Genomic DNA, 19,682 nt, shown 5'->3' with positions numbered 1-19,682 from the left:
TCCGGCGATGGGAAGATCAGCCGTTGATCAGGTTATAGGTCTCGATGGTTTCGTTCATCTGATCTGCAATGGACTGTACAGCCTCCTCGGGAGTCTGGCCGCCACTCAGCATCTCCTCAATCTCGGTCTCCACGATCTGGCGGGACTCGGGGAACACGCTCAGCAGAGCGCCCGCATACTGGGGAGCGGAATCATGCAGCTGGTCGATGGCGGTCTGGAACTGAGGATACTGCTCCATGTTCTGCTTGTAGGTATCCTGCTCGGCAGCAGCGGTGGTTACAGGGAAATAACCGGTCTGGGCATTCCAGTAAGCCTGAGACTCGGGCGAAATCAGGAACTCGATAAAGCGCCAGGTGGCCGCGGCCCTGGTCTCGTCGTTGTTGTTCAGGGCCCACAGAGAGCCGCCGCCAATGGACACGCCGCCCTCATCAGAATCATTGACCTTGGGGAAGTAGGCGGTGCCTACCTCAAAGGAATCGCCGCTGTCCTGCAGAACCTGCTTCAGAGAAGCGGTGCTGCCGAACATCATGGCAGCCTTGCCGGAGGTGAAGTCGGTGGTGGCAGTGTCGCTGCCGGAGCGGCCCACATTGGGGGCAATGCCCGCATCGTACAGCTCCTTCCAGCCATTCAGAATGTTCAAAGCGCCACCGTTGGAATCGAACACCACACTGGTAGCGGCCGCGTCACGGCCGTTGCCGTTGTCCACCAGATCCAGGCCCTGCTTGCCCATGAACTGCTCGAACCACCAGCCATACACACTGATGGCAATGGGCTCGGTACAGCCGGCCTCCTTCAGCTTTTCGCCGGCCTCGGCAATCTCGGAGAAGCTGGTGGGAACCTGCTCAATGCCGGCGGCCTCGAACATATCCTTGTTGTAGTACAGCAGAGGGGTGGAGGAGTTGAAGGGCATGGAGTACAATCCGTCGCCGGTGGTGTAGTAGGCGGCGATGTTGGGCTCGATCTGGGAAATGTCGTAACCGGAAGCATCGATCATCTCCTGCATGGGGATGACCCAGCCGGAATCGATCATGAAGCGGGTACCGATGTCGTAAATCTGCACCAGATCCGCGCCCATGTTGCCGATCTGGGCGCTCTTGAGCTTGTTGATGGCATCGTCATAACTGCCCTGATACACGGCCTCCACGGTGATACCGTACTCGTTTTCGGCGTTGAACTTGTCCACCAGATAGGTCATGGCCTCGCCGTTCACGCCGCCCATGGAATGCCAGAAGGTGATCTTGGTTCCATTGGTGTCCACATTGGCAAAATTCTCGCTGATCAGGCCGGAGGTCTGGGTCGTGGTCTGCGCAGCGGTGGTCTCGGCGGTGCCGGCGGCCACGGAGGAATCGCCTGCGGCGCCCGCACCACAGCCGGCCAGAGTGGTCATTGCCATTGCGGCGGCCAGAACGCCCGCCAGGATCTTCTTTTTCTGCATTTCTTTTCTCTCCTCAAAACTTATTATACTTCGTTGCTTATCCTTTTTCTATTTACAAACGGCATTTTGCCGGTTGCATCGCTTGTCAGCCCTTCACCGCACCGGAGAACATGCCCCGGATCAGCTGCTTCTGGCCCACCACAAAGATGATCATACTGGGGATGATCACCGAAACCACACCGGCCATCATCAGAGTAATGGACTGGGCATCGGTGTTGTCCAGCATGCTGATACCGATCTGCACGGTGCGCATCTCCTGAGAACCGGTAACCAGCAGGGGCCACATGTACATGTTCCAGGCGTTGATGAAGGTGTAAACAGACATTGCCCCGATGGCGGATTTGGTAAGGGGCAGCAGAATTCGCACGATGAAGCGCAGGTTGCCGCAACCATCCAGCTTGGCGGATTCGTACAGCGAGATGGGGAAGGTCATATAGAACTGGCGGAACAGGAAAATCCCCATGGCGGAGGTGAGTGAGGGCACAATCAGCACGATATAGGTATCCAGAATGCCCAGCTGGCTCACGGTCAGGTAGTTGGAAATGATGGTGGCTTCGCCGGGTACCATCATGGTGGCCATCACCAGCATGAACAGCAGGTTTTTGCCCTTGAAGTTCAAAAACGAGAAGGCAAAGGCTGCCAGCGAGCAGGTGATGATCTGGCCCAGCGTAATGCAGCCGGCCACAATGAAAGAGTTCAGGATAAAGCGCAGCAGGGGCACCTGAGCCCAGGCGCGCAGGTAGTTTTCCAGCGTGGGGGCGCTGGGGATCAGGTTCATATCCATGGTGAACAGCTCGCTGCCGGTCATCAGAGAAACGCTGACCGCATACAGCAGCGGGAACAGCATGAACAGGGCAACCACCACATTCAGGGTCACCAGCACGCCGGTTTTGATCCGGCGGCGGCGCAGCGCGGCAGCACTCATCCGGCGATGCAGCGCGGCCAGCTGCTCTTCGGTATACTGGCCCCGGCGCAGCACGCCGCTCATCGGGGCCTTCTGGTTCACAGGCATATCCATTTAATACTTGACTCCCTTCTTTTCCACTTTGAACATGACCAGTGTCAGCGCCATGATGATCAGGAACAGGATGACGGACTGGGCAGCCGCACTGCCGAACTTGTAATTGAAGAAGGCGTCGCGGTAGATGGAATATACAATCAGATTGGTGGATTCACCGGGGCCGCCCTGGGTCAGGATCTTCACCTGACCGAAGGACTGGAACGCCTGAATGATGTTGACCACCAGCGTGTAGAAGATGATGGGGCTCAGACCCGGCAGGGTGAGCCGGAAGAATTTCTGAACACTGTTGGCACCATCCACCGAGGCACGCTCGTAGATGGACTCATCAATGTTGCCAAGGCCTGCGGAGAAATAAAGGAAATTGATGCCGCTGTTCAGCCAGGCGGTGAGCACTGCCACACAGATCAGGGCATAGCGGGGATCGCTGATCCAGTTGATGTCCAGCCCGGTGAGTTTGTTGAACACACCAATGGTGGGGTTCAGGATCACCTTGAAGATCATGGCCGCGCCGCTGGAGGCAATGGCCATGGGCAGCGCATAAGCGGTGCTGAAGGCCCGGATGCCCGGAAAGGTCTTGCTGCACAGCACCGCGGTGGCAAGGCCCAGCAGCATGCTGCCGAACACCACGATCACCACAAAAATCAGGGTGACCAGAATGCTGTTGTAAAAGCTCTCGGAGGTGAGCAGATCGGTGTAGTTTTCCAGCCCCACGAAGATCTTGGCTCTGCCCAGCTTATCGGTGAGGAACAGGCTCAGATAGATGGTCTTGAAAAACGGATAAAACAGGAACATGCCGAACACGGCAAAGCAGGGGATCAGGTAACAATAGGGGCTCACGCCGGTGAGCCGTTGACGTAACTGGTTCATTCGCAATCGCTCCACTGATAAAAAAGATTCTGTTCGGTCTCACCATCGAAGAAGTGGACCTTTTCCATATCCAGCCAAAGGGTGGCGGCTTCTCCCGCACGGGCTCCGGTACGTTCCTTCACCCGGGCGGCAAATTCACCGTCGGCGGTTTCCAGATGCAGAATGGTCTCGTGGCCCAGGCCCTCGCAGGCGGTAAGGCAGCCATCCATACGGCCCATCACCCGGTTCTCCGCCCGCGTGGGCAGAATATCCTCCGGGCGAATGCCCAGCACCACTTCCCTGTTCCGGCACCGGGGCCACAGGCCCGCCGCCTGGTCAAAGGTCAGCGGCAGACGCATCCCCTGGCTTGTGCAAAACTCGATGCAGCCATCGCCTTCCTCCACGGTACCGCGGAGGAAGTTCATGGCCGGCGAGCCGATGAAGCCCGCCACAAACAGATTGGTGGGGCGGCTGTACAGCTCGGCAGGGCTGGCCACCTGCTGGATGCGCCCCTCTTTCATCACCACGATCCGATCGGCCAGAGTCATGGCCTCGGTCTGGTCGTGGGTCACATAGATCATGGTTGCGCCCAGCTTCTGGTGCAGTGCCGCCAGCTCCACCCGCATGTGGACCCGCAGCTTTGCATCCAGATTGGACAGCGGTTCGTCCATCAGAAAGGCCCGGGGCTCGCGCATGATGGCGCTGCCGATGGCCACCCGCTGCTTCTGCCCGCCGGACAGCTGGCCCGGGCGCCGGTTCAGCAGATGCTTGATGTCCAGCATTTCGGCGGCTTTGTCCACCCGCCGGGCAATCTGCTCCTTCGGCACCTTGCGCACCGACAGGGAAAACGCCATATTGTCATATACACTCATCTGCGGATACAGGGCATAGTTCTGGAACACCATGGAAAGGTCCCGCTCACCGGGTTCGGCATAGTTGCACAGCTCATCACCAATCCACAGCTCGCCTTCGGAGATTTCCTCCAGACCGGCAATCATGCGCAGTGTGGTGGATTTGCCGCAGCCGGAGGGACCTACGAACACGATGAATTCCCCATCCCGGATGTGCAGCGAGAAATTATCCACTGCACGCTGGCCCTTATCGTAAACTTTGCTGATATTCTTCAAAACGATCTCTGCCATATTGCTTTTCTCTTCCCCCTTGTCTGCACCGGGTCGCCCTCACTTCTTCCGGGGCGCACCGCCCGGTACACTGGGTATGATACCGGATTCTTTTTTCCGTTTCCGCCGCTTTCCGGTAAATCGTTTGTAAAAAGCCGGAAAAGCAAATTCTTCCAGAAATCTCCAAAAATCATCACAAGTTCCACCTGCCAAACATGGCAAAAACAAGGCCCCGGCAGCGCAGAGGGGGAATTCTGCGCCACCGGGGCAAGGAAAGAGGAGAATGGATTGGTTGTGTTAAATTTTGTTAAGCCTTTGCAAGTTTTTTCAGCAGTTTATCGGATAACCTCCGCCCGGGCCATGGCCTGACGGTAATCACGATGATCGGTGAAAATCTCGTTCTTGTAGGGATTCTTCTTCTGCTCCACCGACCGTTTGATGATGATGGCCAGCACGATTACATTGGCTGCCAGCGCCAGAATGGCGATCACGCCCTGCATGGTGGGATTCGCGGTTGCGGGGCGCACGGAGGCATCCATCACACCGTCGGAATAGAGCACCGGCAGGGTGCTGAACACGCTGTAATCCTGGAAGGCGGGGAACACCTGGGCAAACATGCACCACAGCGCCAGCGTGTTGGCCCGGTTCTGAATCCAGCCGCCCTTATTCCACAGCGCGTTGGCAAAGGTGGGGGCCAGCAGCAGGGCCAGACCGCAGTACCAGGCATGGGTGGGCAGATTATTGTAGGTGTACTCGAAGTTCCACAGGTCGTAAGCGATGATGAAGTAAATGGTCATATCCGGCCAGAGCATGTCGTCGTGCTTTTTGGAAGAATAGATGCCCCACCAGCCGGTCATGCACAGGATGTTCAGGATACCGGCAATGCCGTTGACCCAGTTCCACCAGCCGCCGTACAGCCACACATTCTCGCTGGACAGCCACCACCGGTCGCCGGTAGCCGCCAGAGCCATGGCGCCCCGGATACCGGATTCAAAATCGCTGCATACGGCGATCAGAATGTTAATGGCCACAATGGCAAAGGGGAACACCCTGAACCAGGGCTGCTTGCCGATGCCCCACTTATACTTGATCATCATGAAGCCGATGCAGCCTGCGGTGGCCGCATACAGCTTGGCATAGTGAAACCAGCTGTTCATGTGCACATAAGTGGGATTATTCAACGCCCACTCGGCCCCCATGGCCGCGCCCACATAGATGGACACGAAATACACGGTGAGCGCCGCGGGCAGAATCAGAAAGAAAAACACCCCTCCCTGTTTGGTGCGGCGGGAAAGCTCGTTCAGCACCACCAGGCCCGCAAAGACCAGCACCCAGCCCAGCAGCTGGAAACCGGCGTTTTCTCCATAAATCTGGAACAACATGATAAATTTCCTCCTTTGCCGGTGCGTTTTGTGCATCGGCTTTTTCCAATTGTGGCAACACCGCATAATTCACGGCGAATGCCTCAGGCGGCGTATCACGCCAAAATTTCCCGTACTATTTTCCAAAAAATTTTCCGGCGCGCTCCACCACCTGAAATTGTGCGGTATTGCCTTAGCTTTTCAGACCCGGCCGCAAACCGGGCACTGGATTTCCCCCTCTCCTTCCGGTTCGGGGGGAACGTCGTTTTCTTCGGGCACCTCGATCTCCTTGATGAGCATCTCGCTGCCCTGCAGCAGGTGGGTCTGCTGCGAACCGCAGACCGGGCAGGTTTTGCCGTGGGGCACGGTGGGATAAATCTCGCCGCAGTCCTCGCACAGGGTCTGGGCAGGGATGGTTTCCACCCGCAGCTGCGCGCCCCTGAGCAAATCCGAGCGGTCGGCCGCCCAGCGCCAGCAGTCCTGCAAATAGTGCTCCACCACACCGGACACCTCGCCCAGCTGCAGGGTCACCGCGCTGACCCGGGGCACCCGGTTTTTGCGGCCCACCTCTTCCACACCGCGGATGATGTGGAACACAATGCCCAGTTCATGCATGGCTCATTTCTCCTTTTTGCCGAAGCGGATCTTCATTTCCCGCTTGAGCATATAAGGCAGGATGGCCTTGAACTTGTCCTCACTGCGCACCATGTTGCTGCAATCGGGCAGCTCGCGGGAAAGATGAATCGCGTCGAACTCGCACTTGGTGGTGCAGAGGCCGCAGCCGATGCACTTGTTGGGATCCACCACCGATGCGCCGCAGCCAAGGCAGCGGGCGGTCTCGGTTTTCACCTGCTCCTCGGTGAAGGTGCCGTGGGCATCCCGGAAGGAGCGGGTGTGGTCAATGCGGCCGTCCATGGCGGGATACTGGCGGGCGGCGGTGTCGTAGCCGGTGAGGACCGCGTTGTCCTTGTCCAGCTCAATAAACTGCCGGCGGTCCCGGCCGATGGTCATGCTGGTGTTGGGCTGCACGAACCGATGAATGGACACTGCGCCCTGCTTGCCCGCGGCAATGGCGTCGATGGCAAAGCTGGGCCCGGTGTACACGTCGCCGCCCACGAACACATCCGGCTGGGCGGTCTGATAGGTCAGCGGGTCTGCCTGTGCCCGTCTGCCGCCACCCAGCTGCACGGTGCTGCCGGTGAGCAGCCCGCCCCACTGGATGCTCTGGCCGATGCTCATAAACACCTGATCACAGGGCACCGTCATGGTGTCGTTCTCGTCGTAAACCGGGGCGAAGCGGCCGTTTGCATCGGTGACCGATACGCAGCGCTTGAACTCCACGCCGGTAACCTTGCCGTTTTCCTGCAAAATGCGGCTGGGGCCCCATCCGCAATGGATGACCGCACCCTCCTGCCGGGCCTCGGCGATCTCCTCCGGGGAGGCAGGCATCTGGTTTTCCCGCTCCAGGCAGTACATGGCCACTTCCTTCGCACCGCAGCGCAGGCAGGAGCGGGCCACGTCGATGGCCACGTTGCCGCCGCCGATCACCACCGCCCGGCCCCTGACCGGGGTGGTCTCGTCTTCACTGACCCGATGGAGGAACTCCACCGCGGTGGTCACGCCCTCGGCGTCCTCACCGGGAATGCCTGCCAGCCGGCCGCCCTGGCAGCCGATGGCCAGATAGAAGGCCTTGTAGCCCTGGGCGCGCAGCTCGTCCAGCGTCACGTCCCGGCCGACCTCCACATTGCAGCGGATCTCCACGCCCATCTGGCGCAGCACCTCGATCTCCGCGTCCACCACATCCTTCTCCAGCTTGTAGGAGGGAATGCCGTAAACCAGCATGCCGCCGGGGCGGGCGTTTTTCTCAAACACGGTGGGCCTATACCCCTTCTTCGCCAGGAAGAAGGCACAGGACAGGCCCGCCGGGCCAGCACCCACGATGGCAATCTTATCATCGAAGCCGCCCCGGTTGGAGGGGGGCTGGATGGGCGGCACATAACGGGTGGCCGCGTCCAGATCCTTCTGGGCGATGAACTTTTTCACCTCGTCGATGGCCACCGCCTGATCGATCTTGCCGCGGGTGCAGGCGTCCTCACAGCGGCGATTGCACACCCGGCCGCACACCGCCGGGAAGGGGTTCTCCTGCTTGATCAGGGCCAGTGCCTCGGTGTAGCGGCCCTGCGCCGCCATTTTCAGATAGCCCTGCACCGCGATGTGCGCGGGGCAGGCGGTCTTGCAGGGTGCGGTGCCGGTGTCGTGGCAGTTGGTGCGGTTGGTATCCCGGTAGTTGATGTCCCACTTTTCCGGGCCCCATTTTACCCGATCCGGCAGCTCCTGCCGGGGGTATTCCACCGGGCCGTCCTTGGTGCAGAGCTTCTGGCCCAGACGCACCGCGCCCGCCGGGCAGTATTCCACACAGCGGCCGCAGGCCACACAGTTTTCGGTGGTCACGCTGGCCACATAGGCCGATCGGCTCATGTTGGGGGTATTGAACAGCTGACTGGTACGCAGGGCGTTGCAGATGTTCACATTGCAGTTGCAGATGGCGAAGATTTTATTCTCGCCGTCAATGTTGGTGATCTGGTGCACAAAACCGTTGTCCTCGGCGCGCTTTAAGATGCGCAGCACCTCGTCCCGGTCCACATAGTGGCCTTTGTTGGTCTCCACCAGATAGTCCGCCATATCGCCCACGCCGATGCACCAGTCCTCCGGGTCATCGCCGCAGCCCTCGCCCAGTTTGGCGCGGGACATGCGGCAGGAGCAGGGGCTGGCGGCGTACTTGCCGTCATACTTGTCCAACCAGTGGGAAATATGCTCGATATCCACCGAGCGGTTCTCGGTCTGGATGGCCTGCTCCACCGGGATCACATGCATGCCGATGCCCGCGCCGCCGGGCGGCACCATGGCGGTGATGTGCTCCAGCGGCAGGAAGGTCATGCGCTCGAAAAAGGCGGTGACCTCCGGGTGCTCGTCGATCTGCTGCTGCTTCATATTGAAGAACTCGGCACTGCCGGGCACGAACATGGGCAGCACATACTGCTTTTCCCGCCGCTCGTTTTCCCAGTTGTATTCCAGCAGGCCCACATTGCTCATTTCCTGCAGCAGGGGCTCCAGCTCCTGGGCAGGCTTACCGGTGACCTTCACCAGCTGCGGCAGAGTCATGGGCTTGCGCACCTTCATCTTCAGGGCCACGTCCGCCATCTCATCGGTAACGATACCCGCAAGGCCCCAGTATTCCGGGTCCTCGGCGGTGAGCGGGCGTAATTTTGCGGGCACCCGGTCGGTGATCTTCTGGCCCAGCTTTAAAATCTTCTCCCTCGGCTTTTCGTCCTTCGGGATGGAAAAGGGCAGCTTTTCTTCATCCAGCGGAAAATGGGTTTGGCTCATATCCTTTTGTCCTTTCCTTTGTCTCTCAGCTCTTCCAGTCCTTCACCTGGGTGCGCAGCCAGTCGGCCCAGGCCTCGATGCCTTCGCCGGTTTTGGCGCAGACGGGAATGACCACCGCGTTCGGGTTGCGCATGCGGATGTACTCCCTGCATTTTTCCAGATCAAAATCGAAATAGGGCATTACATCCATCTTGTTGATGAGTACCACGTCGCACACCGAGAACATCAGCGGGTATTTCAGGGGCTTGTCGTGGCCTTCCGGCACCGACAGGATCATCGCGTTCTTCACCGCGCCGGTATCAAATTCTGCCGGGCAAACCAGATTGCCCACATTCTCCAGAATGGCCAAATCCACATCCCCGGTGCCCAGTGCCTCCAATCCCTGACGGGTCATATCCGCATCCAGATGGCACATGCCGCCGGTGTGCAGCTGGATGGCCTTCACACCGGTCTCCGCCATGGCCCTGGCATCCACGTCCGAGTCGATGTCCGCTTCCATCACGCCGATGCGCATTTCCCCTGCCAGCGCCTTCACCGTCTGTTTCAGGGTGGTGGTTTTGCCCGCGCCCGGCGAGGACATCAGGTTCAGAAGAAACACGCCCTTTTCCTTCAGTTCTCTGCGCAGGATGCTGGCCTGTTCGTCGTTGGATGCGAACACGCTCTGCTTGATTTCGATCACACGCACCTTGCTGTTTGTATCCGCCATGGGTCCCCCTCCTTGTTGTTGCGGCGGGTACTCTGGCCAGACCAGAGTGCATCGCTTTCGTTTCTTCCCGCCGTCCAGCTGTTAATAGCTTAACATTCCCATGATATCGCGTCAATCAAATACCAGTTTTTCAGAGAACAGCCCAAAAGAATGGCTTTTCCTTAAGCGAATTGCATGGTAAAATAAGCTTGTGGTATGTGGTATAGCCACAACAAAAGACGAGGTGATTTGCATGCCCTTTGAAAAACTGAATTCCCCCAGCCTGAAACAACTGTTCGTGCGTCAGCTGCAGGGGATGATTCTTTCCGGTGAACTGCCCATGGGCAGCCAGCTTCCCCCGGAACGGGAGCTGGCCCGCCAGATGCAGGTGAGCCGGGCGGTGGTGAACGGCGGTCTGGCCGAGCTGGCCCAGCAGGGTTTTCTGGAGGTGCGCCCCCGGCAGGGCACCTGTGTGGCGGACTACCGCCGCAAGGGCAACCTTTCCACCCTGATTGCCATCATGGAATATCGGGACGGCATACTGGGCAAGGATGAGATCCGTTCGCTGCTGGAGGTGCGTCAGGCGCTGGAGCATCTGGCGGTGACCTCTGCCATCCGCCATGCATCGGACGAGGCGCTGGACAGCCTGGGCGACCAGCTGGCCCGCATCGCGCAGGCACAGGACCCGGCGCAGGCCGCCGAAGAGGCGTTTCAGTTCCAGCACGAGCTGGCGCTGGTGGGCGGCAACAGCATCGTGCCGCTGATCTACTATTCCTTCAAAGCCCCGGTCATCACCCTCTGGATGCGCTTTTGCCGGCTGTACGGCATCGAGGCACTGCTGCGCAACACCGAGCGCCTGTATGACTGCATCCGCGCAAGGGATGAGCAGGCCGCGGCGGAATGGATCGACCGGTATCTGGGGCAGGCCATTCAGGGCAGCCAGCAGATTTACAGCGAGCGCTGAGTGCTTGCTCCCCACTCCCTTCCCCATAACAGAGCACACAAAAAGAGTGCGCCGCCCTCCGTTCAGGGCAACGCACTCTTTTTGTTCTTCGTAATTAATATACATTTAAGTGGAATCAGCCGAAGCAGCCAAACTCACTTTGCTGCCCGCATGGCCAGAATCTTGTCCACAATGCAGCCGGCCACCTGGGCCTTGTCCATCTGGGGCTGGGGCTCTGCGCCTTCCTTTGTGATGAAGGTGATCACATTGGTGCCCGCACCGAAGCCCGAGCCGGCCACCTTCACGTTGTTGCCCACCACCAGATCCAGATTCTTGGTCTCCAGCTTTTTGCGGGCGTTCTCCTCCAGATTCTGGGTCTCCATGGCAAAGCCGCACAGAAACTGCCCCGCGGGCTTTGCTTCGCCCAGACTGCGCAGGATATCCTGCGTGCGCTCCAGCGGAATGGCAAAGCCGCCCTCCGCCTTCTTGATCTTTTCGCTGGCCACGGTGGCCGGGCGGTAATCCGCCACGGCGGCAGCCTTGATGATGATATCCTGCTCCGCGGCACGGCTGGCCACCGCTTCATACATTTCCTGGGCGCTCACCACCGGAATCACCTTTACGAAGGGGGGCGGGGTCAGGGCGGTGCGGCCGGTGACCAGTGTGACCTCAGCGCCCCGCAGCATGCAGTTGCGGGCCAGCTGATAGCCCATGGTGCCGGTGGAATGGTTGGTGATATAACGCACCGGGTCGATGGCCTCCTGAGTAGGCCCGGCGGTGACCAGCACCTTCAGGCCCTGCATGTCCTTTTCCAGCGCCAGATCCCGCAGGATGTACTGGAGCATCACCTCCGGCTCCACCATCTTGCCCATACCGCTGTCGCCGCAGGCCAGATGGCCGGCCACCGGCTGGATCAGCTCCATGCCGTAGTGCTCCAGCTTTTTCAGATTGTCCTGCACGATGGGGTTTTCGTACATTTGGGTATTCATGGCCGGCGCCACCAGCTTTTTGCACTTGCAGGCCAGCAGGGTGGTGGTGAGCATATCGTCCGCCAGACCATTGGCCAGCTTACCGATCACGTTGGCGGTGGCAGGGGCTACCAGAGCAATGTCCGCCTGCTTTGCCACCGACACATGCTCCACATTGAACTCAAAGTTCCGGTCGAAGGTATCCACCAGACATTTGTGGCCGGTGAGGGTCTCGAAGGTGATGGGGTTGATGAAGTTGGTGGCGTTTTGGGTCATCAGCACCTGAACGTCCGCGTGCTGCTTCACCAGCAGGCTTGCCATGGTGGCCATTTTATATGCCGCGATGCCGCCGGTGACCGCCAGCACCACATGTTTTCCCTTGAGCATGTTGCCGTTTCTCCTTTTTCGGGGCTGCAAAAGCCCGGTTTTGTCTGTTTTCTATTATAACACAAAAATGCACCTGCGGAAGGTGTTGGCCCAAAGCCGCTGCCGGGCAAAAAAGTTCCATTCTTTTCTTGTTTTGCTTCGGGTTTGGTGCTATACTGAACAGCGTATTGTATCCCGATTTCGGGAATAATAACAAGGAGGACAATTGAATATGTACAAAAACGGAACTGCGCACAACTCGCGCGGGCTGGTGCAGCTCGCCCTTTTTTCGGCCATTATCATTGCTATGGCCATGGTACCCTTTCTGGGCTACATCCCGCTTGGCTTCATGCGGGCAACCATCATCCACATCCCGGTAATTCTGGGCTCGGTGCTTCTCGGCCCCCGCAAGGGTGCAGTGCTGGGCGGCGTGTTCGGCCTCACCAGTTTGGTGAACAACACGGTGGCCCCCAACGTAACCTCGTTCGTGTTCACCCCCTTTTACAGCCTGGGCGACGTGCACGGCAACTGGGCCAGCCTTCTGATCTGCCTTGTGCCCCGCATTCTGGTGGGTGTGCTTCCGTATTTTGTATTTATCGGCCTGAAGCGGCTGCTGGGTTCTACACCCGGCAAGCTCACCATGAGCCTGGGCGTAGCCGGCTTTGTTGGCTCCATGACCAACACCCTGCTGGTGATGAACCTGATCTTCGTGTTCTTCGGCGAAAGCTATGGCGCGGCCAAGGGCATTGCGGCAGATGCAGTGTACCCCTTCATCCTGTCCATCATCGGGCTGCAGGGCGTTCCTGAAGCCATTGTCGCCACCATCATCGTGGCGCTGGTGGGCCGGCCGCTGCTGCGCTTTGCCAGCACCAAGGCCTGATTTTTTCATAGATCGAGGAGTTTTGATATATGATCCTTGCACTGGACATCGGCAATACTAACATCGTAATCGGCTACCTGGAATCGGAGGAAAATATTGTTTTTGTGGAACGGCTTTCCACCGATCTGGGAAAAACCTCGCTGGAATACGCAATCAGCATCAAAAACGTGCTGGAACTTTACAACGTGAATATGGACACTTTGGAAGGCGTGATCATCTCGTCGGTGGTGCCGCCCATCACCAATCTGATCTGCCAGGCGGTGCGCACCGTCACCGGCCATGAGGCCATGGTGGTGGGCCCCGGCGTGAAGAACGGGCTGCACATCAAGATGGACAACCCCGCCCAGCTGGGCAGCGACCGTGTGGTATGCGCCGTGGCGGGCATCCGGGATTATCCGGTACCGCTGGTGATCGTGGATCTGGGCACCGCCACCACCGTGGAGGTGCTGGATGCGGAGAAAAGCTACATCGGCGGCATGATTCTGCCGGGCGTGAACGCCTCGCTGGAGGCGCTGGTGCGCCACACCTCCCAGCTGCCGAAAATCAGCCTGGATTCTCCCCGCCGCCTGATCGGCAAAAACACCATCGAGTGCATGAAGAGCGGCATCATCCACGGCAACGCCGCCTGCCTGGACGGTCTGATCGACCGTATTCAAGAGGAACTGGGTGAGCCGGTGACCGTGGTTGCCACCGGCGGTCTTGCCAATGTGATCGTGCCCCACTGCCGCCACAAGATCATCATTGATGACGCGCTGCTTTTGAAGGGCCTGCTGCTCATTTACCAGAAAAACCAGCAGAAATAACCCAGACAAAAACACCCGGAGAACGACTTCTCCGGGTGTTTTATTTATATAAACCGCCGCCCGCCGTTTTTGCTGGGGCCGGCAGCGGATTGTATTTTGTCTGCCCTTTTACTAGGTTGAGAGCAGTGAACCTTACGCTTTGTATTGTACCGGCCATTTTTTAACTGCAGCTGAATAAATCGTGTGATGCCTGTGAAAGATCGCCCCACTTTATGAAGATGCTGTGATATTGTGTTTTCATGGCGTACAAAAGGGCCCGCCCCGGGGAAACCTTCCCGAGGCGGGCCCTTTTCTTTTTTTGCCGTTCAATGCAGATCAATCCAGAACTACCGCAGTACCGGATACGTTCACCATCAGCATACCGTTGTCGCTGCCCAGTACCTCGTAGTCCACGTCCACGCCAACCACTGCATCTGCGCCAAGGCGGGCCGCACGGGCACTCATCTCCTCCAGCGCCTGGTTGCGGGCATTCTGCAGTTCTTCCTCATATCCGGCACTGCGCCCACCGAAGATATTGCTCAGCCCGGCGCCGAAATCCCGGAAAATATTCACGCCGGAAATAACCTCGCCGAATACAACACCCTTGTATTCCTGAATGGTACGTCCCTCCACCGAGGGGGTAGTGGTGATAATCATCAACAACATCTCCTTTTTTGCGCGCCAGAGCCCGCTTTTTTCCATTTTAGCATCCCGCTGTGAAAAAGGCAACAGAACCGTCAAAAAGCCCTTTGCATTGCCCGGCAGAATGTGCTACAATCGGTAGCGGTCGCGCCCGAAAAAAGGTGCGGAACCAATTGAAAAAGAAGGCATCTTTTATGGCAATTTCTCAGCGGGACGCCCGGTTTGACAATCTGAAGGGCATCCTGATTTTTCTGGTGGTATTCGGTCATTTGCTGGAGCTGGTGGGCGGCCCTGCCGCCGCCTGGCTGTACCGGCTGATTTACTCCTTCCACATGCCGGCGTTCGTGTTCTGCTCCGGCTGGTTTGCCCGGTTCGATGCGGAACGGTTTTTCCGGCGGCTGCTCTACCCCTATCTGGTGTATCAGACACTGTATCTGCTGTTTGACCGGCTGGTGCTGCATGGCAAGGCTCCGCTGCAATATACCACCCCCTACTGGCTGCTGTGGTATCTGTTTTCCATGATGCTCTGGACACTGCTTCTTCCCCTGATCGACGGTGTCAAAAATTCCCGGGCTGCCTGGCAGCGGCCATGGCCGCTGGGTTTGACCCGACCATCGGCTACGGCATGAGCCTTTCCCGCACGCTGGTGCTGCTGCCTTTTTTCGCTGCCGGCCACCTTGCGGCGGGCGGTGAACTGAAAAGCCTGCGCAGCCGGCTGGCGCAGATTTCCAATTTCAGACTGTTCCCGGTACTGGGCGGCTGGATTCTGATTTCCGGTGTAATGCTCTGGCTGCGACGGGCGGCGGTGCGCAGCGTCTGGTTCTATGCCAGCTGCTCTTACAAGGGCGCGCATTATGATCTGGAACTGCGGGTTATCCTGCTGGCCACCGGCGCCGCGTGGATTCTTCTGCTTTTGCGCATCGTGCCCAAACACCCGCTGCCCTTCCTTGCGTCCCTTGGGCAACACACGCTGCCGGTGTTTCTTCTGCACGGGTTCTTTGTTCGGTCGATGGGCGCGCTTCATCCCGGGCCAGGTTCCGCGGAGGGAATTGTTTTGGCTGCATGTACAGCACTGTTTCTCTGCGCTGCACTGGGCAACCGGTTTACGGCCGCACTGTTTGCCCCTACCCTCTGTGCCCCCCGACTGAACCTCCTTTTCCTTTCGCGGAAGGGCCTTCCGTCAAGTCGCCCCGCACGCTGATTTTTATTTTCCCCCGCATCCATCGGTCGTCCAAGCCGGATGCGGGGCTTTTTTGCGCCCATGCCGTTGTCTTTCTCCACCAATGTGGTATAATATAAACAACCATTTCCCGAGTGGTTTGCCCGGGATGAATCTGAAACAAAGGAGTCTGTATCCATGCGTTCTGTGCCCGCTGAATGCGACGCGCTGCTCACCTGCTGCCGGGAGGCGGGCGGCGTTGCCCTGCTGCGCTGCGAAACCAGCGCTCCCCAGCTGCTTTTGCCGGATGAGCTGGACGGCCTGCCCATCATCCGCCTGGGGGATTACGTTTTCAGTGCCAGAGAACCAAAGCAGCTGCCGGAGGGAGCTTTTACGCTGCGCCTGACCAGCGGCGGTGAGGAACTTCCCGCCCATGATGCGGCGGCCCTGCGGATGGTACGCCTGCCCCAAAAGGCCCTCTCTCTGGGCAACTATGCCTTTTACGGCTGCACCGGGCTGGAGGCGCTGGAGATCGGCGGCCATTTGCAGACCGTAGGCACCGACGCTTTCATGAACTGCTTTTCGTTGCGGCGGATGACCCTGACCGCACCGGCGGAGGAATGCCGCTGCCTGCGGGGACTGCTGCAGGAGTATTCCGGCGAGCTGGAGCTGTGCTTTGCCCCCGCCGCCGGGCCGGAGTGCCGGCTGTTTTTCCCCGCCTACGACGAGGACTACGAGGAGATGGCCGCCCCCCACATCTTCCATTACAACATCCGGGGCGTGGGTTACCTGTGCCGCCAGAGCTTTGATGGTCACTGTTTCCGTTATGACCAGTACGACGCTTCGCTGGATCTTTTGCTGCGCACCCACGAATTTTCGCTGGCGGTGCGCATGGCGATGGACCGGCTGCGCTTTCCGGTGCAGCTGAGCGAAACTGCCCGCACGGCCTATCTTTCCTGTTTGGAACAGCACACCGAACAGGTGCTGGAGCTGGTGCTGACCGAGGCGGACACCGCTCCCCTCTCCTTTTTGCTGAGTCTGGATCTGCTGGGCCGGCCGGCGCTGGCCGAGGGCTGCGAGATGGCCCGCACCGCCCGCCGCACCGAGGCTCTGGGCCTTCTGCTGGAATACCAGAACCGGCGGTTCGGCGCGCCCCGTGCCCGATCCTTTGACCTGTGAGGCACTTTATGATGCAACAAGAACAACGACATGACCCCTGGCCGGAGATTGGCCAGAAAATTCTGATCGCAGCCCGCAGCGAGCTGTATCTGAACCTGCCCTTTCTGGATGCGGCGCTTTGCAGCCTGCCGCTGAGCACCCGCGAACCCACCCAGAGCCTTGCCACCGATGGCACCGGTCTTTATTACAACGGAGCCTGGCTGGCCCAGCGGTACGAGCGGGCCCGCAGCCTGGTCTGCCGGGCTTATCTGCACAGCCTGCTGCACCGCATGCTGCGTCACCCGCCCAAAAAGGCCGGGCGGGACGGCGAACTGTGGGATCTTGCCTGCGACATCGCGGTGGAGTCCATTCTGGACTCCCTGCCCCAGCGCTGCCTGACCCCGGCCACACCCCGGCCCCGCCGGGCCCACTGGTACGGTCTTTTGCAGGCGGAGATGAAGGTGATCACCGCTGAGGCCGTCTACCGGTACTTCCGCCGCCATCCGCTGGACGAAATGGACAGAGCCACCCTTGCACGGGAGTTTCTGGAGGATGATCACCGGCTGTGGGAGCGGGCGCAGAACGACGAGCAGGAGCAGAACGCATCCAGCCAGTGGCAGAACATTGCCGAGCGCATCCAGACCCAGCTGGAAACCATGTACACCGAGGCGGGCGCAGGCGGCGACGCGGTATTGGAACGGCTGCGGGTGGAAAACCGCCCCACCGCCAACTATAAGGCCTTTCTGCACCGGTTCGCGGTGCTGGGCGAAGAGATGAGCGTGGATGTGGATTCCTTCGACTACGGCTACTACACCTACGGCCTGCGCCGCTACGGCAACATGCCGCTGATCGAACCGCTGGAAACCCGGGAGGCACGGCGGATTGAGGATCTGGTGATCGCCATTGATACCTCCATGTCCACCTCCGGCGCGCTGGTGCGCAGCTTTCTTTCCTATACCTACGCTATTTTGAAAAATACTGAGAGCTTCTTCCGCCGCTTTCAGCTGCGCATTCTCCAATGCGACGACCAGCTGCGGGCAGACAAAATCATCACCAGCGCCGAGGAGCTGGCGGATTATATGGAGCATTTTGAGCTGATCGGCCAAAGCGCCACCGACTTCCGCCCGGTATTCGCGCATGTGAACAAGCTGCGGGAGGAGGGCGCCTTCCGCCACCTGAAAGGAATTTTGTATTTCACCGACGGTCTGGGCGTTTACCCCGCCAAACGTCCGCCCTACGACACGGTGTTCGTGATGCTGGCAGGCCAGGGGAACCCGGAACGGGTGCCACCCTGGGGCATCCGCCTGCTGATCGACGAGGACGAGCTCACCGAAGCCACCATCCAGCCCACACAAGGAGCATAATGCTATGAACATCAAACGAGCCAAACAGGAAATCATCAACACGGTGCGCGCCTACCTGGCCAAGGACGAATTCGGCGCCTATCGCATTCCCGCCGTGCGCCAGCGGCCCATTCTGCTGATGGGCCCTCCGGGCATCGGCAAAACCCAGATCATGGAACAGATCGCGAATGAGCTCGACATTGATCTGGTGGCCTACACCATCACCCACCACACCCGCCAGAGCGCGCTGGGCCTGCCCTTCATCGAGCACCGCAACTTCGGCGGGAAGGAATACGCCGTAACCGAGTACACCATGAGCGAGATTCTGGCGGCGGTATGGCAGGCCATGGAGCGAAGCGGCCGCAGGGAGGGCATCCTCTTTCTGGACGAGGTGAACTGCATCTCGGAAACGCTGGCCCCCATGATGCTGCAATTTTTGCAGTGCAAAACCTTCGGCAACCAGCGGCTGCCGGAAGGCTGGATCATCGCCGCCGCGGGCAACCCGCCGGAGTATAACAAATCGGTGCGGGAGTTCGACGTGGTAACACTGGACCGGGTCAAGCGCATTGACGTGAAGGAAGACTATGCCGCATGGAAGGAATACGCCCTGCGCCGGGGCATTCATGGGGCCATTCTCTCCTATCTGGACATCCGCAAGGACCACTTCTACAAAGTGGAAGCCGGGCCGGAGGGCATGCAGTTCGTCACCGCCCGCGGCTGGGAGGATCTTTCCGAAATTCTGCATACTTATGAAGCCCTGGGTCTTACCGCTGACCGGGAGGTGGTTGGCCAGTATCTGCAGATGCCCGCCATCGCCAAGGACTTTGCCAACTATCTGGAGCTGTACGCCAAATACCGCCGGGTCTACCGGGTGGAGGAGATTCTGAACAGCAGCTGGGAGCCCCTGCGAGCCCGAGAGCTGGCCGCCGCGCCTTTTGACGAAAAACTCAGCGTGCTGGGGCTGGTACTCTCCCGCCTGAACGAAAGTGCCCGCACTGCCTGGCAGCTGGATCAGCTGGCGGGCCTGCTGCATGAAAGCCTGCTGCGGGTAAAAGCCGCGCTGGGTCAGACTCCCGCCGTCCAGATTCTGACCAACGAGCTGGCGGGGCTGGATCGGCAGATCGCCGCCAAAAAGGAAGCGGGAAGCGCCGACCGGCAGGGCATGCAGCTGCTGAATCAGGCAGCCCGCACACTGGAAGGCTACCTGCACACGCTGGAGCTGGAGGCCCCCGCCGAGCCCTTCGACCGGCTGAAGGAGCTGTTTGCCGAAACGCTGAACCAGCGGGCTGCTGCTGCCGATGAGACCGGGAGCTATCTGGCGAACGCTTTCGCCTTTCTGGACGAAAGCCTGCCCGGCAGCCAGGAGCTGGTGATCTTCGCCACCGAGCTCACCGCGGGCTTCTACACCTCCTGGTACATCGAAACCTTTGGCTGCGAAGCCTACTTTGCCCACAACAAGGACCTGCTCTTCGCAGACACCGAGAATGCCCTGCTGGGCGAAATCGCCGCCGCCCGTGTCGCCCGGAACGATGTATCCGGTGAAGCACTGGAGCTGTAACCCAAACAAAAAAAGCCGCTGCCCTTC

Annotated in this window: 19 protein-coding genes; 9 read left to right on the top strand and 10 right to left on the bottom strand. The window is 59.3% G+C overall.

Going from position 1 to position 19,682, the window contains the following annotated elements:
• Window positions 1–16: 16 nt before the first annotated feature.
• From ACESYO_RS00700 to ACESYO_RS00685, 4 genes are all read right to left on the bottom strand, one after another.
• Window positions 17–1,435: an ABC transporter substrate-binding protein gene (locus ACESYO_RS00700; protein WP_346672132.1), complete on the bottom strand. Its 1,419-nt coding sequence runs from the start codon at window positions 1,433–1,435 to the stop codon at window positions 17–19.
• 85 nt (window positions 1,436–1,520) lie between these two features.
• Complete coding sequence (locus ACESYO_RS00695; protein ID WP_443983738.1) at window positions 1,521–2,282, bottom strand: carbohydrate ABC transporter permease; 762 nt, start codon at window positions 2,280–2,282, stop codon at window positions 1,521–1,523.
• Between the two features lie 171 nt (window positions 2,283–2,453).
• Window positions 2,454–3,323 carry a carbohydrate ABC transporter permease gene (locus ACESYO_RS00690; RefSeq protein ID WP_276869988.1) on the bottom strand — a complete coding sequence of 290 codons (870 nt, stop codon included), beginning with the start codon at window positions 3,321–3,323 and terminating at the stop codon, window positions 2,454–2,456.
• Window positions 3,320–4,444 (bottom strand): ABC transporter ATP-binding protein, encoded by a 1,125-nt coding sequence (locus ACESYO_RS00685; protein ID WP_373209162.1) that lies wholly within the window; start codon window positions 4,442–4,444, stop codon window positions 3,320–3,322. The genes ACESYO_RS00690 and ACESYO_RS00685 overlap by 4 nt, the downstream gene beginning before the upstream one ends.
• On the opposite strand from ACESYO_RS00685, the gene ACESYO_RS00680 reads away from it, so the two are divergent.
• A complete protein-coding gene (locus ACESYO_RS00680) occupies window positions 4,367–4,792 on the top strand; it encodes a hypothetical protein (RefSeq protein ID WP_373211169.1) in 426 nt (141 codons plus the stop codon). The two genes, ACESYO_RS00685 and ACESYO_RS00680, sit on opposite strands and share 78 nt — an antisense overlap.
• On the opposite strand, the gene ACESYO_RS00675 is transcribed toward ACESYO_RS00680, so the two are convergent.
• The 4 genes from ACESYO_RS00675 to hypB all read right to left on the bottom strand — a co-directional run bounded on the left by ACESYO_RS00675 (window position 4,759) and on the right by hypB (window position 9,877).
• Window positions 4,759–5,805 carry a DUF5692 family protein gene (locus ACESYO_RS00675; RefSeq protein ID WP_283127833.1) on the bottom strand — a complete coding sequence of 349 codons (1,047 nt, stop codon included), beginning with the start codon at window positions 5,803–5,805 and terminating at the stop codon, window positions 4,759–4,761. The two genes, ACESYO_RS00680 and ACESYO_RS00675, sit on opposite strands and share 34 nt — an antisense overlap.
• A 180-nt stretch (window positions 5,806–5,985) precedes the next feature.
• Complete coding sequence (locus tag ACESYO_RS00670; protein WP_373209160.1) at window positions 5,986–6,399, bottom strand: hydrogenase maturation nickel metallochaperone HypA; 414 nt, start codon at window positions 6,397–6,399, stop codon at window positions 5,986–5,988.
• A gap of 3 nt (window positions 6,400–6,402) precedes the next feature.
• Window positions 6,403–9,171, bottom strand: coding sequence for an FAD-dependent oxidoreductase (locus ACESYO_RS00665; RefSeq protein WP_373209158.1), 2,769 nt, complete (start codon window positions 9,169–9,171; stop codon window positions 6,403–6,405).
• Between the two features lie 25 nt (window positions 9,172–9,196).
• Window positions 9,197–9,877 carry a hydrogenase nickel incorporation protein HypB gene (gene hypB, locus ACESYO_RS00660; protein WP_373209156.1) on the bottom strand — a complete coding sequence of 227 codons (681 nt, stop codon included), beginning with the start codon at window positions 9,875–9,877 and terminating at the stop codon, window positions 9,197–9,199.
• A 232-nt stretch (window positions 9,878–10,109) separates the two neighbouring features.
• Here hypB and ACESYO_RS00655 point away from each other — a divergent pair, with 232 nt between their 5' ends.
• Entirely contained in the window at window positions 10,110–10,820 is a 711-nt protein-coding gene (locus ACESYO_RS00655; protein ID WP_058966772.1) for a FadR/GntR family transcriptional regulator, read from the top strand.
• 134 nt (window positions 10,821–10,954) lie between these two features.
• On the opposite strand, the gene coaBC is transcribed toward ACESYO_RS00655, so the two are convergent.
• Window positions 10,955–12,154 (bottom strand): bifunctional phosphopantothenoylcysteine decarboxylase/phosphopantothenate--cysteine ligase CoaBC, encoded by a 1,200-nt coding sequence (gene coaBC, locus ACESYO_RS00650; protein ID WP_373209154.1) that lies wholly within the window; start codon window positions 12,152–12,154, stop codon window positions 10,955–10,957.
• Window positions 12,155–12,365: 211 nt separating this feature from the next.
• Here coaBC and ACESYO_RS00645 point away from each other — a divergent pair, with 211 nt between their 5' ends.
• On the top strand, window positions 12,366–13,013 hold the full coding sequence (locus ACESYO_RS00645; RefSeq protein WP_058966776.1) for an ECF transporter S component: 648 nt from the start codon (window positions 12,366–12,368) through the stop codon (window positions 13,011–13,013).
• A 29-nt stretch (window positions 13,014–13,042) separates the two neighbouring features.
• Window positions 13,043–13,816, top strand: a complete 774-nt coding sequence (locus ACESYO_RS00640) for a type III pantothenate kinase (RefSeq protein WP_058966778.1) — start codon at window positions 13,043–13,045, stop codon at window positions 13,814–13,816.
• Between the two features lie 315 nt (window positions 13,817–14,131).
• On the opposite strand, the gene ACESYO_RS00635 is transcribed toward ACESYO_RS00640, so the two are convergent.
• A complete protein-coding gene (locus tag ACESYO_RS00635; RefSeq protein WP_058966779.1) occupies window positions 14,132–14,452 on the bottom strand; it encodes a putative heavy metal-binding protein in 321 nt (106 codons plus the stop codon).
• Between the two features lie 179 nt (window positions 14,453–14,631).
• Here ACESYO_RS00635 and ACESYO_RS00630 point away from each other — a divergent pair, with 179 nt between their 5' ends.
• From ACESYO_RS00630 to ACESYO_RS00610, 5 genes are all read left to right on the top strand, one after another.
• A complete protein-coding gene (locus ACESYO_RS00630) occupies window positions 14,632–15,066 on the top strand; it encodes an acyltransferase family protein (RefSeq protein ID WP_132587320.1) in 435 nt (144 codons plus the stop codon).
• Window positions 15,027–15,638 (top strand): hypothetical protein, encoded by a 612-nt coding sequence (locus ACESYO_RS00625; RefSeq protein WP_058966783.1) that lies wholly within the window; start codon window positions 15,027–15,029, stop codon window positions 15,636–15,638. Before ACESYO_RS00630 ends, ACESYO_RS00625 begins: the two co-directional genes overlap by 40 nt.
• A gap of 156 nt (window positions 15,639–15,794) precedes the next feature.
• Window positions 15,795–16,775, top strand: a complete 981-nt coding sequence (locus ACESYO_RS00620) for a leucine-rich repeat protein (RefSeq protein ID WP_058966785.1) — start codon at window positions 15,795–15,797, stop codon at window positions 16,773–16,775.
• Window positions 16,776–16,783: 8 nt separating this feature from the next.
• Window positions 16,784–18,118, top strand: coding sequence for a vWA domain-containing protein (locus tag ACESYO_RS00615; protein WP_373209150.1), 1,335 nt, complete (start codon window positions 16,784–16,786; stop codon window positions 18,116–18,118).
• A 4-nt stretch (window positions 18,119–18,122) separates the two neighbouring features.
• The gene (locus ACESYO_RS00610) at window positions 18,123–19,655 is read left to right on the top strand and encodes an ATP-binding protein (protein ID WP_058966789.1); all 1,533 of its coding nucleotides are present in this window, start codon (window positions 18,123–18,125) and stop codon (window positions 19,653–19,655) included.
• Window positions 19,656–19,682: the final 27 nt, after the last annotated feature.

This window comes from Allofournierella massiliensis (genome assembly GCF_964241245.1).
Classification (GTDB): Bacteria; Bacillota; Clostridia; order Oscillospirales; family Ruminococcaceae; genus Allofournierella; species Allofournierella massiliensis.
This window is presented reverse-complemented; position numbering and strand designations above follow the sequence as displayed.

What these genes read in the sequence shown, in the direction of transcription:
- ACESYO_RS00700 (WP_346672132.1), bottom strand. Translation starts at nt 1,435, where the DNA reads ATGCAGAAAAAGAAGATCCTGGCGGGCGTTCTGGCCGCCGCAATGGCA.
- ACESYO_RS00625 (WP_058966783.1), top strand. Translation starts at nt 15,027, where the DNA reads ATGGCCGCTGGGTTTGACCCGACCATCGGCTACGGCATGAGCCTTTCC.
- ACESYO_RS00645 (WP_058966776.1), top strand. Translation starts at nt 12,366, where the DNA reads ATGTACAAAAACGGAACTGCGCACAACTCGCGCGGGCTGGTGCAGCTC.
- ACESYO_RS00620 (WP_058966785.1), top strand. Translation starts at nt 15,795, where the DNA reads ATGCGTTCTGTGCCCGCTGAATGCGACGCGCTGCTCACCTGCTGCCGG.
- hypB (WP_373209156.1), bottom strand. Translation starts at nt 9,877, where the DNA reads ATGGCGGATACAAACAGCAAGGTGCGTGTGATCGAAATCAAGCAGAGC.
- ACESYO_RS00665 (WP_373209158.1), bottom strand. Translation starts at nt 9,171, where the DNA reads ATGAGCCAAACCCATTTTCCGCTGGATGAAGAAAAGCTGCCCTTTTCC.
- ACESYO_RS00675 (WP_283127833.1), bottom strand. Translation starts at nt 5,805, where the DNA reads ATGTTGTTCCAGATTTATGGAGAAAACGCCGGTTTCCAGCTGCTGGGC.
- coaBC (WP_373209154.1), bottom strand. Translation starts at nt 12,154, where the DNA reads ATGCTCAAGGGAAAACATGTGGTGCTGGCGGTCACCGGCGGCATCGCG.
- ACESYO_RS00615 (WP_373209150.1), top strand. Translation starts at nt 16,784, where the DNA reads ATGATGCAACAAGAACAACGACATGACCCCTGGCCGGAGATTGGCCAG.
- ACESYO_RS00670 (WP_373209160.1), bottom strand. Translation starts at nt 6,399, where the DNA reads ATGCATGAACTGGGCATTGTGTTCCACATCATCCGCGGTGTGGAAGAG.
- ACESYO_RS00635 (WP_058966779.1), bottom strand. Translation starts at nt 14,452, where the DNA reads ATGATTATCACCACTACCCCCTCGGTGGAGGGACGTACCATTCAGGAA.
- ACESYO_RS00695 (WP_443983738.1), bottom strand. Translation starts at nt 2,282, where the DNA reads ATGCTGTTCCCGCTGCTGTATGCGGTCAGCGTTTCTCTGATGACCGGC.
- ACESYO_RS00630 (WP_132587320.1), top strand. Translation starts at nt 14,632, where the DNA reads ATGGCAATTTCTCAGCGGGACGCCCGGTTTGACAATCTGAAGGGCATC.
- ACESYO_RS00655 (WP_058966772.1), top strand. Translation starts at nt 10,110, where the DNA reads ATGCCCTTTGAAAAACTGAATTCCCCCAGCCTGAAACAACTGTTCGTG.
- ACESYO_RS00690 (WP_276869988.1), bottom strand. Translation starts at nt 3,323, where the DNA reads ATGAACCAGTTACGTCAACGGCTCACCGGCGTGAGCCCCTATTGTTAC.
- ACESYO_RS00610 (WP_058966789.1), top strand. Translation starts at nt 18,123, where the DNA reads ATGAACATCAAACGAGCCAAACAGGAAATCATCAACACGGTGCGCGCC.
- ACESYO_RS00685 (WP_373209162.1), bottom strand. Translation starts at nt 4,444, where the DNA reads ATGGCAGAGATCGTTTTGAAGAATATCAGCAAAGTTTACGATAAGGGC.
- ACESYO_RS00640 (WP_058966778.1), top strand. Translation starts at nt 13,043, where the DNA reads ATGATCCTTGCACTGGACATCGGCAATACTAACATCGTAATCGGCTAC.